At 68.9% G+C, this 15212-nt stretch carries 19 protein-coding genes; 11 read left to right on the forward strand and 8 right to left on the reverse strand.

Going from position 1 to position 15212, the window contains the following annotated elements:
- The first annotated feature begins 107 nt into the window (after positions 1-107).
- Positions 108-1199 carry a glycosyltransferase family 9 protein gene (locus HFP15_RS31625; RefSeq protein ID WP_312871847.1) on the forward strand — a complete coding sequence of 364 codons (1092 nt, stop codon included), beginning with the start codon at positions 108-110 and terminating at the stop codon, positions 1197-1199.
- On the opposite strand, the gene HFP15_RS31630 is transcribed toward HFP15_RS31625, so the two are convergent.
- The 5 genes from HFP15_RS31630 to HFP15_RS31650 form a co-directional block, all read right to left on the reverse strand.
- Complete coding sequence (locus HFP15_RS31630) at positions 1196-1405, reverse strand: DUF2795 domain-containing protein (protein WP_210718135.1); 210 nt, start codon at positions 1403-1405, stop codon at positions 1196-1198. The genes HFP15_RS31625 and HFP15_RS31630 overlap by 4 nt on opposite strands.
- Positions 1406-1442: 37 nt before the next feature.
- Complete coding sequence (locus tag HFP15_RS31635) at positions 1443-2540, reverse strand: FUSC family protein (protein WP_312871848.1); 1098 nt, start codon at positions 2538-2540, stop codon at positions 1443-1445.
- 38 nt (positions 2541-2578) lie between these two features.
- On the reverse strand, positions 2579-3331 hold the full coding sequence (locus HFP15_RS31640) for a GAF and ANTAR domain-containing protein (protein ID WP_168520453.1): 753 nt from the start codon (positions 3329-3331) through the stop codon (positions 2579-2581).
- A gap of 209 nt (positions 3332-3540) precedes the next feature.
- Positions 3541-3969 (reverse strand): cupin domain-containing protein, encoded by a 429-nt coding sequence (locus HFP15_RS31645; protein WP_168520454.1) that lies wholly within the window; start codon positions 3967-3969, stop codon positions 3541-3543.
- A 57-nt stretch (positions 3970-4026) separates the two neighbouring features.
- A complete protein-coding gene (locus HFP15_RS31650; protein WP_168520455.1) occupies positions 4027-5058 on the reverse strand; it encodes an AraC family transcriptional regulator in 1032 nt (343 codons plus the stop codon).
- A 71-nt stretch (positions 5059-5129) separates the two neighbouring features.
- Between HFP15_RS31650 and HFP15_RS31655 the strand changes: the two genes are divergently transcribed.
- Genes HFP15_RS31655 through HFP15_RS31665 form a run of 3 tightly spaced genes read left to right on the forward strand, consistent with a single transcriptional unit; the run spans position 5130 to position 8890 of the window.
- Positions 5130-6587 (forward strand): flavin-containing monooxygenase, encoded by a 1458-nt coding sequence (locus tag HFP15_RS31655; RefSeq protein ID WP_312871849.1) that lies wholly within the window; start codon positions 5130-5132, stop codon positions 6585-6587.
- 1 nt (position 6588) lies between these two features.
- On the forward strand, positions 6589-8265 hold the full coding sequence (locus HFP15_RS31660) for a GMC family oxidoreductase N-terminal domain-containing protein (RefSeq protein ID WP_168520457.1): 1677 nt from the start codon (positions 6589-6591) through the stop codon (positions 8263-8265).
- A 10-nt stretch (positions 8266-8275) separates the two neighbouring features.
- On the forward strand, positions 8276-8890 hold the full coding sequence (locus tag HFP15_RS31665) for an acetoacetate decarboxylase family protein (RefSeq protein WP_312871850.1): 615 nt from the start codon (positions 8276-8278) through the stop codon (positions 8888-8890).
- A gap of 48 nt (positions 8891-8938) precedes the next feature.
- On the opposite strand, the gene HFP15_RS31670 is transcribed toward HFP15_RS31665, so the two are convergent.
- On the reverse strand, positions 8939-9373 hold the full coding sequence (locus HFP15_RS31670) for a winged helix-turn-helix transcriptional regulator (protein WP_168520459.1): 435 nt from the start codon (positions 9371-9373) through the stop codon (positions 8939-8941).
- Between the two features lie 178 nt (positions 9374-9551).
- On the opposite strand from HFP15_RS31670, the gene HFP15_RS31675 reads away from it, so the two are divergent.
- The 5 genes from HFP15_RS31675 (at position 9552) to HFP15_RS31695 (ending at position 12390) form a co-directional block, all read left to right on the forward strand.
- Positions 9552-10568 carry an epoxyqueuosine reductase gene (locus tag HFP15_RS31675; protein ID WP_168520460.1) on the forward strand — a complete coding sequence of 339 codons (1017 nt, stop codon included), beginning with the start codon at positions 9552-9554 and terminating at the stop codon, positions 10566-10568.
- Positions 10569-10729: 161 nt separating this feature from the next.
- Positions 10730-10987, forward strand: a complete 258-nt coding sequence (locus tag HFP15_RS31680; protein ID WP_168520461.1) for a WhiB family transcriptional regulator — start codon at positions 10730-10732, stop codon at positions 10985-10987.
- Between the two features lie 114 nt (positions 10988-11101).
- Positions 11102-11449, forward strand: a complete 348-nt coding sequence (locus HFP15_RS31685) for an STAS domain-containing protein (RefSeq protein WP_168520462.1) — start codon at positions 11102-11104, stop codon at positions 11447-11449.
- Positions 11450-11468: 19 nt separating this feature from the next.
- On the forward strand, positions 11469-11843 hold the full coding sequence (locus tag HFP15_RS31690) for an STAS domain-containing protein (protein WP_312871851.1): 375 nt from the start codon (positions 11469-11471) through the stop codon (positions 11841-11843).
- A 172-nt stretch (positions 11844-12015) separates the two neighbouring features.
- Positions 12016-12390, forward strand: a complete 375-nt coding sequence (locus tag HFP15_RS31695) for a pyridoxamine 5'-phosphate oxidase family protein (protein WP_168520463.1) — start codon at positions 12016-12018, stop codon at positions 12388-12390.
- Here the strand turns inward: HFP15_RS31695 and HFP15_RS31700 are convergent.
- Positions 12387-12644 carry a helix-turn-helix domain-containing protein gene (locus HFP15_RS31700; protein WP_168520464.1) on the reverse strand — a complete coding sequence of 86 codons (258 nt, stop codon included), beginning with the start codon at positions 12642-12644 and terminating at the stop codon, positions 12387-12389. The two genes, HFP15_RS31695 and HFP15_RS31700, sit on opposite strands and share 4 nt — an antisense overlap.
- Before the next feature lie 161 nt (positions 12645-12805).
- Between HFP15_RS31700 and HFP15_RS31705 the strand changes: the two genes are divergently transcribed.
- Positions 12806-13435, forward strand: a complete 630-nt coding sequence (locus tag HFP15_RS31705; protein ID WP_168520465.1) for a GNAT family N-acetyltransferase — start codon at positions 12806-12808, stop codon at positions 13433-13435.
- Between the two features lie 283 nt (positions 13436-13718).
- Positions 13719-14957 (forward strand): calcium:cation antiporter family protein, encoded by a 1239-nt coding sequence (locus HFP15_RS31710; protein WP_168520466.1) that lies wholly within the window; start codon positions 13719-13721, stop codon positions 14955-14957.
- Here the strand turns inward: HFP15_RS31710 and HFP15_RS31715 are convergent.
- On the reverse strand, positions 14935-15102 hold the full coding sequence (locus HFP15_RS31715; RefSeq protein WP_168520467.1) for an Lsr2 dimerization domain-containing protein: 168 nt from the start codon (positions 15100-15102) through the stop codon (positions 14935-14937). The two genes, HFP15_RS31710 and HFP15_RS31715, sit on opposite strands and share 23 nt — an antisense overlap.
- Positions 15103-15212 lie beyond the last annotated feature (110 nt).

Genomic DNA, 15212 nt, shown 5'->3' on the forward strand with positions numbered 1-15212 from the left:
ATCCGTCCTCGTCGAACAACGTGCCCGATTCGGCCAAGGTCAAACTTCTCCTGCTCCGGTTTGCCCGCCCGGGAACAGGGGCATGTTGAGCGGGAAGGGAGGCGATCGTGTCGAAATCCGTGGGACCGCTGTGCCCGCCGTTTCCGGGCGTGCGCCGGATCGCCGTACTGCGTGGCGGGGGACTGGGGGACCTGCTGTTCGCGGTTCCGGCGATGGAATCGCTCAAGGCCGCCTATCCGGACGCCGAACTCGTGTTGCTGGGCACCCGGATGCACGCGGAACTGTTCGCCGGGCGGCCGTCGCCGGTCGGCGAGGTCTTCCTGCTGCCGCCCGCGCGCGGGGTGCACGAACCGGACGGCGAGCCGTTCGACGAGGCCGAGCAGCGGAAGTTCTTCGACCGCGTCGGACCGGTCGATCTGGCGGTGCAGGTGCACGGCGGCGGCCGCAACTCGCATCCCTTCCTGCGGCGGCTGCACGCCACATGGATGGTGGGCGCCCGCACGCCCGACGCCGAGGAGCCCGAACGGTGGGTGCCGTTCCGCTACTACCAGCACGAAGTGATGCGCGCGCTGGAGGTCGCCGGTCTGGCGGGCGCGCCGCCGGTGGCTCTGGAACCCTCGATCACCGTGACCGACACCGACCTCGCGATCGCCGACGAGGCGTTGCGCGGACTGCCGCGGCCGGTGGTGGCCGTGCACCCCAGCGCGACGGACCCGCGGCGGCGCTGGCCCGCGGAACGGTTCGCGGAGGTCATCGCCAAGCTCGCGGGCGACGGCGCCGCGTCGGTGGTGCTCGGGACACCTGCCGAACAGGACCTCGTGGACGAGGTGACTTCTCTTACCCGCCAACGGTTGTCCGATCCGGAGCTGGTGCGTCCGCTGACCGGGCTGAGCCTGCCGGGGCTGTGCGGGGTGCTCGCCGGCTGCGGCGTCTTCGTCGGTAACGACAGCGGGCCGCGGCACCTGGCACGCGCCGTCGGCACTCCGGCGGTCGGGGTGTACTGGATGGGTAACGTGATCAACGCGGGCCCGTTCGGCCGGTCCCGCGACCGGATCCTCATCTCCTGGACCACGCACTGCCCGGTGTGCGGCGTGGACGTCACCCGGGAGGACCTGCCGCGCTGCGCGCACGATGTGTCCTTCGTGGACAGTGTGCGCACAGCGGACGTGCTGGCCGAAACGCAGGACCTGCTCGGCTAGGACCCTTCCTCGTCCACCAGCCGCACGGCGGAGATCAGCTCCTCGCGGCTGCCGTAGGTGTCGGGCGGGATGGCCCGTAGCGCACCGAGCGTGTCGACGTCGGCGCTGTTTCCTTCCGCGCAGGCCAGGATTTCGGCCTTGTCGGCGGGGTAGTCCAGATCGTTCAGAGATTCCCGGAGTCGTTCGCGGGTGGTGGCGATAGTCATGTCCGCAGGCTTGCCGCCTCGCGAGCGCTCAAACGGATCAGCGCATCGCGGGGCTGTCCCCGGCCAGCACCCGCACCATCCGGGAGACCGACAGCATCACGGCGTCTTCCGCCTGCTGTGCCGCCGGCCCGGCGCGGTGCCGCCGCACTCGTCCGGACAGCTCACACTGCTCGAAGTGCAGCGTGTCCAGCAGGTCGGGCAGGGCGCCACGCTCGTCCAGTGACCGTTCGTAGTAGGACATCGCCTTCGCCAGTTGCTCCAGGAGCGAGCCGAGCCCGGCGAGGAACTCCGGGTCGAACTCGTCCTCGTCGAGACTGGCCGTCGCCAGCGCCTCGGTGATCCGCTGCACCTGCCTGGACACCTCGCGCAGCACCCGCAGCGACGGTTCCGGGGCAGGCCGGCGCATCCCAGGATGCAGCAGCAGCCTCGGATTGAACCGCACGCTCTCGTGGCCCCGGCTCAGCGCGTCCTCGGCCTTACGCACGGCGTCGTCGAGCGCGCTGGCCCGGTGCAGCCAGGTCCACGCGGTGTCGGCGTCCCAGTCGCTGTCGAAATCCGCGGCCAGCGACTGCAGCAGTTCGTCGATCTCGCCGGCGAGCGAACGCACCGCGTGCCGGGCGCCGCGCAGGTGTACCGGCGGCAGGAGCAGCACGTTGACCGCCAGCCCCACCACCGCGCCCACCGCGGTCTCGGCCAGCCGTTCCAGCAGGTAGTGGCCGTGATCTGCGGTACCGGCGGTGATCATCAGCAACGCCGTGACACCGACCCACATCCCGTTGGCGCCGAGCCGGTGCCACGATCCGACGAGCATGCCGACGAACACCGCGACGCCGAGCGCCACGGGTTGCCAGGGAAGCGCGCTGAACGCGAGATAGGCCAGCACCAGCCCCAGCATCACCGTCACGGTCTGGGTGATGGCGTTCGCGAGAGAGCGGTACACGGTTCCGGCGATCAGGAACACCGCCGCGTAGGGCGCGATGAACGACTGCGGCGAGGGCAGCAGCCGGGTCAGCAGCCACGCGAGCACGGCGGCGATCGCCATCTTCGCCGCCTGCAGCACGGCTTCGCGTTCGCGACCGGACACGCGCACGGCACGCCACAGCCACCAGCCGGGTTCACGCAGGATTCGGATCACTCACGTGCGGTACCCGGTCGGGGCGGCGTCATGCCCGCTCAACGACGCCGGACCGACAACAGCAGCTTGCGGGCCACCTCGCGCAGCTTGACGTTCTGCCGCTGCGACTGCTCGACCAGCCACGCGAACGCGTCGTCCGCGCTGATCCCGTGCACGGCCATCAGCACGCCCTTCGCCTGGTCGATCTCGGCGCGGGAGACGAGCGCGATCTCCAGATGCCGGACCCGCCGACTGGCGTGATGCCAGCGGCGGGCGTTGCTGATGGCGGCGGACGCGGCGTTGGAGAACAGCCGCATCAGGGTTTCGTCGAACGGGTCGAAGGCCGAGGCCGTGCGGCTGTAGATGTTCAACGCGCCCACGAGTTCGCCCTCGTTCTCACTGGCTCCGTCGAGCAGTAAGGGCACCGACAGGCACGCCTGCACCCCGGCGTCCCGGGCGGCCGCGACGAACTCCGGCCACCGGTTCTCGTCCTCGGCCACCACGGCCCGCACCGGCTTGCGGGTGTGCGTGGCGTGCAGGGCCGGTCCGCGGCCCGCCGCGTACTGGTCGCGGTCGATCCTGGCGAGCGGCTCGTCCGTGCTCGCCGCCGTGCGGATGCCCTCCTCGGACAGCACGGTCACGCTGACCGCGTCCGCGTCGCCGATCCCCTTGACCGCTGTTTCCGCCAGTCGGTGCAGCACATCGGCCAGCGGCTCCTCGCCGCCGATCTCCGTGCGCAGATCCTCGAGTGCGGCGGCCACCTCGTCGAGCCGGATGAGCGGCTCCGGCCGCCCTGGTGCGTTGCTGCTCATCGACGGGCGTTCGCCGATCCCGGTGAGCCCACCACGAATACGCCATGCATCAAGCCGTCCGCCACCTTCGCGCCGTTAAGAATTCGGCGCCGGCTGCTTGACGCGAAGGAAAGCATACGGCCTCCCACGATGCGGGAGACCGCGCGGGCGGGCTTTGGTGATCGGCATCGTCCCGGGAGGGAGACAGCCGGGGACGGTGGGGCTAAGCGCTACGCCTCGGGCACGTCCACCGGTGCCCACAGGCTCGGCAGGTTCACCACGATGCCTTCCTGGCTGCTGCGCGCGATGATCACCACCGCGTCCTCGCCGCCCGGGTTCTCCTCGCGATGCGGCACGTAGGGCGGCACGAAGATGTAGTCGCCGGGGCCGGCCTCCAGCCGCACTTCCTCGTCGCCGTCGGCGAACACGAACACCGGATGCCCGGACTTGACGTAGATCGCGGTCTCCGCCTCGCCGTGGTGGTGGTCGCCGGAGTTGGTCGCGGGGCCGACGTGCGTCTCGCCCATCCAGACCTTCGACGAGCCCACGGACTTGCCCGATATCGCCTCGAACCGGCGCATACCGCTGGTCTGCGTGGTGTCCCCGGTCAGCTCACCGCTTTTGATGTGCCGCAGCGGCTGATGCCATTGGTCGCTCATCGCCTCATTGTCACTCAGCTCGCGAAGGTGCCGCCGCACATCCCCTGTTCGGTCAGGTCAGATCCCGCGGTTACGCAGGAAAGCGGCGGGAGTCGTGCCCTTCCAGCGCTTGAACGCGTGGATGAAACTCGACGCCTCCGCGTAGCCCAGCCGGGTCGCCACATCCTCAATGGACAGTGCGCCGGTGGTCAGCAGTTCCTCGGCCAGCGCCTCACGCACCTCGTCGGAGAGCATGCGGAAGCTCGTGCCCGCCTCCTCCAGCTTGCGGCGCAGCGTCCGGGTGCTCATGTTCAGCTCCCGCGCGATCCGCGGCATGCCCTCCTGCAGCGCGCCGAGTTTGACCAGCCGTTCACGCACGTCGTTGGCGATCCCGGCCCTGCTCCGCCTTCGCGAGACCAGCTCACGGCACTGCGCCTCGCAGAACGCGACCGTCTGCGGGTTCGCCTGCGGCAACGGGCGGTCGAGGTAGCGGGCGTCGAAGCTGGCGACGTTGGCGGGCCTGCCGAAGCGGGGTTCGACCCCGAAGGTCTCCTCGTACATGTCCACTTCGGACGGCTCGGCCATGCGCAGGTCCAGCCCGGTCAGCGGGACCCCGGTCGGCAGCAGCTCACTGATCACCGTGTAGATCGCGGCGAGGTCGCGGGCGACGAGGAAATCCGCGATATCACCCGGAAGCGTGCTGTCGTCGATCTCCATCCGCACCTGGCCGTCCTCCAGCCGGGCTTTCGGGATGCTGAAGGTGAAGCTGAGGTCCAGGTAGCGCAGCGCGAAGTCCACCGCGTCGCGCACCGTGGGGCTGCTGATGAACGCGAAGCCGAACATGCCGAACGTGGTCGCGTGGTACTCGCGGCCCACGACGAGGCCCAGTTCGGGCAGTTCGCTCGCGAGATTGCGCACGACCTGCAGTTCCTGCCGTGCCTCCAGCACGCCCGCGGGGTCCGCGAGCTGCTCGGGGGTCAGGCCGCTGCCCGCCAGCAGGCGCTCTCCGGAAAGCCCGTACTCCTCGCCGAAGCGCACCAGCAGGCAGACGCTCGCGACCCCGCGAGGGAAGTCCCAATGCCGGATGGCCGGATCCGCCAGCTGCTTCATGTCCGAAATTATGGATCGTCTGACCGCTGTTGTCTTGGCCACACGCCATGGCGGGCCTTAACGTCGTTTCCGTGAGTGAGCCACGGACGTCTTACCGCGAGCCGACGGTCGCCATCATCGGCGCCGGCTTCGGCGGGCTCGGCATGGCCATGACGCTCAAGCGTGCCGGGTTCGACAATTTCACGGTGTTCGAGCGCGCCGCCGACCTCGGCGGGGTGTGGCGCGAGAACACGTACCCCGGTGCGGCCTGCGATGTGCCGTCACCGCTGTACTCGTACTCGTTCGCGCCCAACCGCGCCTGGCCACGCCGCTACTCCCAGCAGCCCGACATCCTCGCCTACCTGCGCCGGGTCGCCACCGAGCACGGCATTCTCGACCGGGTCCGGTTCGGCACCGAGGTCACCGGTGCCGAGTTCGACGAGGACACGCGGCGGTGGCGGGTGGAGACCGCACAGGGCGACACGTTCGAGGTGGACGTGCTCATTCCCGCGGTCGGGCAGCTGTCCCGGCCCGCGATGCCGGACATTCCCGGCGCGGCGAGCTTCGAGGGCGCGGCGTTCCACTCGGCGACCTGGAACCACGACGTCGACCTGGCGGGCAAGCGCATAGCGGTGATCGGCACCGGGGCCAGCGCCATCCAGTTCGTGCCGCAGATCCAGCCGACGGCAGGGCACCTGACGGTCTTCCAGCGGTCGGCCCCGTACGTCATCCCGAAGGCGGACCGCGCCTACACGCGCTGGCACCACCGCCTCTACCGGGCGCTGCCGCTGACCCAGCTGGCGGGCAGGCTCGGCACGTGGACCATCGGCGAGTTCCTGACCATGGCGCTAACGTCGGTGCAGCCGCTGGGCAAGCTGGTCGAGGGGCTGTTCCGGCTCCAGTTGCGCCGCCAGGTGCCCGACAAGCGGCTGCGGGCCAAGCTGGTTCCGGATTACCCGATCGGCTGCAAGCGGCTGCTGTTCTCCAACGAGTGGTTCCCCGCGCTCGCCCAGTCCAATGTGGACGTGGTCACCGACCGGATCACCGAGATCACGCCGCGCGGGGTGCGCACAGCCCAGGGCGAGCACGAGGTCGACGTGATCATCTACGGCACCGGGTTCAAGGCCACGGAGTTCCTCGCGCCCATGCGCATCCGCGGCCTCGACGGGCACGAGCTGTCCAAGGACTGGGCCGAGGGAGCGCACGCCTATCTCGGCATCAGCGTGCCCAACTACCCGAACATGTTCCTGATCTACGGCCCGAACACCAACCTGGGCGGCAACTCGATCATCTACATGATGGAGCACCAGGCGCGGTACATCCTGCAGGTGCTGCGGGCGGGCATGTCCTGTGTGGACGTCAAGCCGGAGGTGGCCGCCACCTTCGACGACGAAGTGCAGCGACGGCTGGCGAGCAGCGTGTGGAGCGGCTGCTCGAGCTGGTACCGCGAAGCGAACGGCCGGGTGTCCACCAACTGGCCCGGCCTGGTCTGGGAGTACCACAAACGCACCGCGAAGCCGGATCTCAGTGCCTACCAGGAGGTGGTGTGACGTGGCCGACTACGACGTGCTGGTGATCGGCTCCGGCTTCGGCGGCAGTGTCACCGCCTTGCGCCTGACCGAGAAGGGTTACCGGGTCGGCGTCCTGGAAGCGGGAAAGCGCTTTCGGGACGAGGAGTTCGCGAAGAACTCCTGGCACCTCAAGGACTACCTGTTCGCACCCGGGTTCGGCTGCTACGGCATCCAGCGCATCAACCTGCTGCGCGACGTCATGGTGCTCAGCGGTGCCGGTGTCGGCGGTGGTTCGCTGGTGTACGCCAACACGCTGTACGAACCACCCGAGGCCTTCTACCGCGATTCGCAGTGGGGCCACATCACCGACTGGCGGGCCGAGCTCGCGCCCTACTACGACCAGGCCAAACGGATGCTCGGCGTGACGCGGTACCCGCGCACGAGCCCGTCGGACCACGTCATGCGCGCCGTCGCGGAGGACATGGGTGTCGGCGGCACCTACCACCCGGCGCAGGTCGGCGTGTTCTTCGGCGAGCAGCCGGGCAAGCGGGTGGCCGACCCGTTCTTCGGCGGCATCGGGCCCGAGCGCACCACCTGCACCCACTGCGGCGAATGCATGACCGGCTGCCGGCACAACGCGAAGAACACCCTGGTCAAGAACTACCTGTACCTCGCCGAGCAAGCCGGTGCGACGGTACACGCGCTGACCACGGTCACCGACGTCCAGCCGCGGCCCGGTGGCGGCTTCGTGGTGAAGGCGCGGCAGACGGGCGGGCGCGGGCGCCGCACCTACACCGCCGACCAGGTGGTGTTCGCGGCGGCGTCGCTCGGTACGCAGCGGCTGCTGCACAAGCTGCGGGACAAGGGCAGCCTCCCTGCCATCTCGCACCGGCTCGGGATGCTCTCGCGCACCAACTCCGAGGCCGTGCTCGCGGCGAAGGCGCGCGGCGCCGGTGTCGACTATTCCAACGGCGTCGCCATCACCTCGTCGCTGCATCCGGACGCGCACACCCACATCGAGCCGGTGCGCTACGGCCACGGCAGCAACCTCATGGGCATGCTGGGCACGGTGCTGGTCGACGCGAAGGAGGGGCGCGCGCGGTGGCTGCTCGGGTTGCGTGAGCTGTGGCGGCAGCGGCGCGACCTGCCGTACCTGCTCAATCCGCGGCACTGGTCGGAGCGCACGATCGCGCTACTGGTGATGCAGAGCCTGGACAATTCGCTGACCACGTACACCCGGCGCGGTCTGTTCGGCCGCCGGATGACGACGCGGCAGGGCATCGGGGAGCCGAATCCGGTGTGGATTCCCGCCGGTCACGACGCCACGCGGCGGGTCGCGGAGAAGATCGACGGCATTCCCGGCGGCGCATGGCCCGACCTCGCGAACATCCCGCTCACCGGTCACTTCATCGGGGGCTGCGCGATCGGCGACTCCGCAGACACGGGTGTGGTCGATCCGTACCACCGGCTGTACGGGTACGAGGGCCTGCACGTGGTCGACGGTTCGACGATCTCGGCGAACCTCGGCGTCAACCCGGCGCTGACCATCACCGCGCAGGCGGAGCGCGCGATGTCCATGTGGCCCAACAAGGGCGAGGCCGACGAGCGGCCGCCGTTGGGTGCGCGCTACCGGCGGCTCGCCCCGGTCGCCCCGAAGAATCCCGTCGTCCCCGAGGCTGCTCCCGGCGCCCTGCGGCTGCCGATCAGCCCCAAGTGAGGTGTCTACTGTGGACTATCCGCCCGAACCATGGGACCTGCGCGGGCACGGTTACGTGTCGCTGTGGCAGGTACCGGTGTCGGCGCTGCCACCGCTGCCGCCCGAGGTGAAACCGCTCAGCCTGCTGGGACGGGCGTTGGTGAGCACGGCGTTCGTCGACTACCTGCCCGGAGGCCTGCTGCCCTACCACGAGTTGCTGGCCGGGGTGCTGGTGCGGCAGGGCAGGCAGGTGGGCCTGACGATCACGGACATCTGGGTGGACAGCCCGTCGTCCCGGGCGGGTGGACGTGAGCTGTGGGGGATCCCCAAGGAACTGGCCGACTTCAAGCTGGTCCACGAGCCGACCTTCACCGGCACGGCGACGGAGAACGACACCGTCCTGGCCGACGCCCACGTGCGCAAGTTGTTCGGTGGGGTCAAGCTGCCTGTCCCGGTGCAGGGCACGGTGCTGCAAACCCTGAACGGTGCGCTCGCGCGTACCCCGGTCCGCGCGAATGCCCGCATTCACCTCGCCCGCAGCACCTGGCAGGTCGGCGGCGCCCTCAGTTGGCTGTCCGGCCGCCGCCCCTTCGCCACGATCACGGCGACGGACTTCGACCTGCGCTTCGGCCCCCGGCGAGCCTGAACGGCGGCGCCGTCCGCGAGCAGCTTCGCTCCGTGAGCCGCCCCTCGCTCAGGACGGCACGGCTCCCAGGCGCAGTGGCCGAAGATCCTCGGACCGGACGGTCTCGCCGCACTGGGCGCACACGGCGCGAACGTGCAACTCGGATCCGCACGTGTGTTCCCAGGCGGTGGGGGCGGGGCCCTCGGTCACGTAGCGGTCGCCCCACTCCATGAGGCTGTGCAAGATGGGGGCGAGATCGCGCCCGGCCTGGGTGGGCACGTATTCGTAGCGCGGCGGATGTGCCTCGTACTGTTGCTTCTCCAGTACGCCCGCGCTGACGAGCTTGCGCAGGCGCGTGGCGAGGATGTCCCGGCTGGCGCCGGTGTTGTGTGCGATCTGGTCGAACCGCCGCACCCCCAGCAGGATTTCGCGCAACGCCAGCAGCGTCCACCGCTCGCCGATCACGCCCAGCGCGTTGGCGATCGAACACTCACGTCCGGCCATGGACGACACCTCCTCACCGCCATCATTCCCGCTGCCGCATCGAGCGAGACCGCCACCTTGCCGCGTGCCCCGCTCCACCCGCGATCACGACCCTCGACCACATTGAGTCTTGAAAACCAACTTACCACGTGAAACCCTAAGTCGACTTTCACAACTGACCTGAAGGAGTCGGCTTCAGATGGCACGCGACCTGAACAACCATCCCTCCGTCAAGCACGTCCGGTCCCGTCCTGCCCGTAAGCGGGCCGAGGTGATCGACGCGCGGTGGCTGCGCAAGGTCGCCCTCGAAGCAGGCGCCGACGACGTCGCCGCGGTCCCGCTCAGTCATCCGGATCTCACGGGGGAGCGTCCGCACGTCGAGGCCGCCCTGCCGGGCACCCGCAGCCTCGTCTCCCTCGTCGTGCGTATGAACCGGGACAACGTGCGGTCCCCGGCCCGCAGCGTCGCCAACCAGGAGTTCCATCGCACCGGCGAGATCATCAACGAGGCGGCTCGCGACATCACCCGTGCGCTGCAGGACGCGGGCCACCGGGTGATCAATCCTTCCGCGACGTTCCCCATGGAGATGGAGCACTACCCGGGCCGCATCTGGGTCGTCGCGCACAAGACCGTGGCCGTCGCCGCCGGGCTCGGCGCGATCGGCATCCACCGCAACGTCATCCATCCGCGCTTCGGCAACTTCGTCCTGCTCGCGACGCTCCTTGTCGACGCCGAGGTCAGCGAGTACGGCGAAAAGCTCGACTACAACCCCTGCCTCGAGTGCAAACTGTGTGTCGCCGCGTGTCCGGTCGGCGCGATCGGCAAGGACGGCGCCTTCGACTTCCGCGCGTGCGCCACGCACAACTACCGCGAGTTCATGGGCGGCTTCACCGATTGGGTGGAAACGATCGCCGACAGTGAGAACGGCGCCGACTTCCGTGCCCGCGTCACCGACTCCGAGAACGCCTCGATGTGGCAGAGCCTGTCGTTCAAGGCCAACTACAAAGCCGCCTACTGCCTGGCCGTCTGCCCGGCCGGGGAGGACGTTCTGGAGCCGTATCTGGAAAACCGTAAGGAGTTCATGAACGAGGTTCTACGGCCGTTGCAGGACAAGGAGGAGACGGTCTACGTCACCCCGGGCTCTCCGGCCAGGGAACACGTCGAGCGGCGCTTCCCGCACAAGAAGGTGAAAGAGATCGGATTACGTCCGGCCTGATCGGGGTAAAGCCACGTGCGGAACACCACAACCCCCATACGGGAAGAATGCACGACCAGCTGTCGTTGAGATTTCGGCTGGTCCGCACCGTCGTGCACTCCGTCCAAGCCGCGCGAGCAGGTCGGTCCATGCCGTCAACACGCCAGGAAAGGAGGCGGCAGATGAATCGCGACCACATCGACTGGCGGCATCGCGCCGCCTGCCGGGACGAGGACCCCGAGCTCTTCTTCCCCGTGTCCGACAAGGGACCGGGCGCCCGGCAGGTGACGCAGGCCAAGGCCGTTTGCGCGCGTTGCCCGGTCAGGTCCGAATGTCTCAGCCACGCGCTGGACAACGGACTGGACTACGGCATCTTCGGTGGCACGACCGAGACCGAGCGGCGCGGGCTGTTCCGCCGCACGCGTGCGGAAGCGGCGTGAGCTGGTTCACCGCCTAGCTGTACAGACAGTTCCGTACGTGATAGACAGAGGCTGCCTACGGTTGAGACAGCAGCCCACACCTTTTTTTCGCGCGCTGCAAACCGGAGGGGTTTCGTGAGCACAGCCACTCTGTTGCACATCACGTCCAGCCAGCCACGTCCCGGCCGGACGGTCCTGCACATCGTCGGCGAGATCGACGCCGCCACCGTGCTGGAGTTCGCGCTGGCACTGGAAAGTGCGCTGGCGGCGGGGCCGGAAGCCGTGGTGCTCGACCTGTCCAGGGTCGGTTTCCTCGGCACCGCCGGGATCACCGAGATCACCGGCGTCGCCGAGCGCGCCGCATCGGCCGGTGTCGGTGTCCGCGTCGTCGTCGGCGAAGGCCGCACCGTCGCGCGTGCGCTGGAGGTCGCCGGGGTACCGGTGCCCACGAGTCCGGACCTTGACCATGCCCTCGACAGCTGACCTGTGAGATATTGACGCCGTGAGTTCAGTCGATTCGTCCCAAGCCGAGCCCCCTGGCGGGCAGACCGTAAGCGTCACCGTGGAGAAGCACGGCCGGGACGCGGTCGTCGTGGTGTCTGGCGACATCGACATGGTGACCGCCCCGGAGTTCGAGAAAGCCCTGATCGCCGCGGTACGCGAGCAGCCGGAGGCGCTGGTCGTGGACATGACCGGGGTCGCGTTCCTCGGCTCGGCGGGACTGACCGCGCTGGTCGCGGCCCGTCAGCAGGCGGGTGAGGTCACGGCGCTGCGCGTGGTCGCGAAGAGCAGCGCGACCGCGCGGCCGCTCCAGCTCACCGGTCTCGACCAGGAGATCCCGCTCTACCCCACCCGTGAGGAAGCGCTCGGCGCCTGAGCCTGCGGCGTAGCGGGTCCTGGGACGCGGTTGCCGATCAGCCGCGCTCGGCGAGGCCGGTGTGGAATCGGTCTCTTGACACCTGCCCCGAGGGTCTTTCTCCTCTGCTCCGCGTACTGGCCGGACGGCACACTCGTTGTATCAGAGCGAGTTTTTCAAGTCGGAGGGCGTCATGCCGAGCACTGAATCCGAGGTACTCGGGGTGCGAGAATGTCTGTCCCTGCTGCGGTCGGTTGCCGTCGGCAGGCTGGTGTTCTCGGCCGCGGCGCTGCCGGCGATCCGGCCGGTCACCTTCACCATCGCCGCCGGGTTCGTAGTGATCCCCGACGCGCGCGGATCCTGGGCGGACAAGCTCGACCGCACCGTGGTGGCGTTCGAGGCCGACCAAATCGATGAGGCGACGCACACCGGGTGGAGCGTCGTCGCGGTCGGCAAGGCGGAGCTGGTGGGCGATCTCGACGAGGATGTGACCTCGATGCGCGGTCGCGCGCTCAAGGTCAACATCGAACGCGTCACGGGCCGCCGGCTGGTGCCGGTGGCCGCCTAGGAGCGGTCGAGTTCCTTCGCGGTGAAGCCCCGGATGAAGTCGCCTGGGTCGGTGTTGAGCGCGTCGGCGATCCGCACGAGCGTCTCGAAGGTCGGGTTCGCAAGGCCGCGCTCGATGTCGCTGATTCCGGAGTGCGCGATGTCGAGCTTGTGCGCGAGCTTTTCCTGCGTCAGGCCCTTGACCGCCTTGCGGGCTTCGTGGACGCGACGACCCAGCTCGGTCGACGCGGGAGAGGGACTGGACGGCCTCGGCACGCGGTACAGGTTGTTGCAAACTTGTTCCCGGAACCACAGAACATGATCTTAAGTACATGAGCCTAGGTACATGTACTATTGTCGCTGGCGAACGTTGACTTAAAGCCGCAGGTCACACGGACGGAGCCGGCACGGTGGTCCAAGACCTTCCTGTCACACCCATGTCGATCGAGCTGACGCTGTCGCACCGCCGGTTCTGGTGGCAGATCGACGAAGAGGACGCCAATCCCGAGTCGTGGCATGTCTCCGCCGACATCACGCCACTGGATCCGTGTCAGGACGAACTCCGGCACGTCGCCGACATCGAACTGGCCATCGCCGATCTCGGCGGGGAGCGGAACCTGCTCGACTCGGTCACGCTCGGCGAATGGGCGCTGGAGTTCATCGCGGAGACGGTGATCGATCCGAGACAGGGAAAGCTACATCCCGCACTCGATGCCGAACTGGACCCCGGCCCGCCGCGGATGGTGGTCCTGCGGCATGTCGCGCTGACGCCGCTGTGGCGTGGGCACGGTCTCGGGGCGGCCCTGATCGCGAGCGCGCTGCGGATCCTCGCCCCCGATGCGAGGCTCGCGGTCTGCCGCATCTCGCCGCTGGACTTCGCGCAGTGCCACGACGACCGCCTGGCGCGCGAACTCGCCGCGTCCCGCGTCGGCGGGATGCTGGAACGCATTGGTTTCCGCCGCTGGCGCGACGTACACGTGATCGGCCTGCGGGACCCGGCCCTGCTGGAGACGCGCATGAAGGTGCTGGACCTGTGGTGGCCCAGCGGCGGCAAGGCGGGCCTGTAGGCGCGGCCTGTGTGATGGGCCACACCGCGCGTGGCCGCGGTGCGCTCGCGCGCAGGGTGAGCGTCGCGACGGTGGTGGCCGGCCGTCGCCGGGCGGCTCTGTGTTGATGCCGGTAATGCCCGATTCTGTGGTGGTCCGTGCGGCGGATTTCGGCACGACGATTCCGATTGTTCCCCCAGCCCCCATTCGGGGTCGCGGGAGACCTTGATCCGTTTCGCCGGTTGCGAAAACAGCGAAACCGTCGTCAACGTGGGGATTCGGTCGTTCTGGGAGGAAAAGACGGATGCCCGCGAAACTGGTGCGCCCGCTGGCGCTGCGTGTGGCGCTCACGGTGCCGGCGCTCGTGCTGCGGGCGGGCGGTCTCGTGCCGGCGCCGGTCGCCGGGCTGCTGCTGTTCGGGATGGCCGTGGTGGCGGCCTCGTTCGTGCTCGCGTGGGCGGCGGAAGCCGCGCAGGTGGACATTTCCGGTGGACTGGCGATCGCGATCCTCGCCGTGATCGCGGTGCTGCCCGAGTACGCGGTCGATCTCTACTTCGCCTACACCGCGGGTTCGGATCCGGAATACGTGTCCTACGCCGCCGCGAACATGACCGGTTCGAACCGGCTGTTGCTGGGGCTGGGCTGGTCCGTCGTCGTGCTCGTCGCGCTGGCGCTCGCGAAGCGCCGCAGCGGCAGGAGCCTGCGGGAGCTGACGCTGGAGGGCGGGTACCGGATCGAGCTGGGGTTCCTCGCGATCGCGTCGGTGGTCGCGTTCCTGATCCCGGCGACCGGGCGGATCCCGCTCGTGCTCGGGTTCGCGCTGCTCGGGTTCTTCGTGTTCTACCTGTGGAAGGTCTCGCGTGCCGAGGCCGGGCAGCCGCATCTCGTCGGTCCCGCCGCGACCATCGGGGAGCTGCCGAAGCGGGCGCGCCGGGTGCTGGTGACGGTGTTGTTCGCCTTCGCCGCCGTGGTGATCGTGATGTGCGCGGAACCGTTCGCGCATTCGCTCATCGAAACGGGCACGAGCCTCGGCGTCGACCGCTTCCTGCTCGTGCAGTGGCTCGCGCCGCTGGCGTCGGAAGCGCCGGAGTTCATCGTGGCGATCCTGTTCGCGGTGCGCGGGCGGGGCGACGAGGCGATCGGCACGCTCATCTCCAGCAAGGTCAACCAGTGGACCCTGCTCGTGGGCAGCCTGCCGATCGCCTATCTCTCCGGAGGTGGTGGGGCGGCGCTGCAGCTGGACGCGCGCCAGGTCGAGGAGGTCCTGCTCACCGCGACGCAGACGTTGCTCGGTGTCGCCGCCCTGCTGACCCTGCGTTTTCCGCGCTGGGCGGCCTGGGCCCTGCTGGCGTTGTTCGGTGCCCAGTTCGCGTTTCCCGGGCAGGCGGCGCGGTACGTGCTGTGCGGGGTTTATGCCGCGCTCGCCCTCGTGGCTCTGCTGCGCAACCGCCGCCACATCGTGGCGACGTTGACGGCACCGTTCCGGGCGGAACCGGTGCGAACCGAGCCGCGGTCGCCGGTCAGCGCCTCCGGGCCGATTTGATGTAGCGGGCGAGCTTGCGCCGCAGCTCACCGGCCTCCTGGTGGGACAGGCTGATGACGTAGGAAACGCCGTCGAGGTGGAACTTCACGTTCTCCACCGCGACGTCGAGGTCGGCCGTTCGGTGGGCAAGGTTCGGCGTGGTCATCCCTAACTCCCCTTCCCGTAAGCTTGGTCATCGTATTTCAGCTAATGAAACCACTGTGACGGCGAACCCGCCAGGGTTGTTATCCAGCTTTTTCCTCGCGGCGCGCGCAG

The organism is Amycolatopsis acididurans (genome assembly GCF_012328925.1).
GTDB classification, from domain to species: Bacteria; Actinomycetota; Actinomycetes; order Mycobacteriales; family Pseudonocardiaceae; genus Amycolatopsis_E; species Amycolatopsis_E acididurans.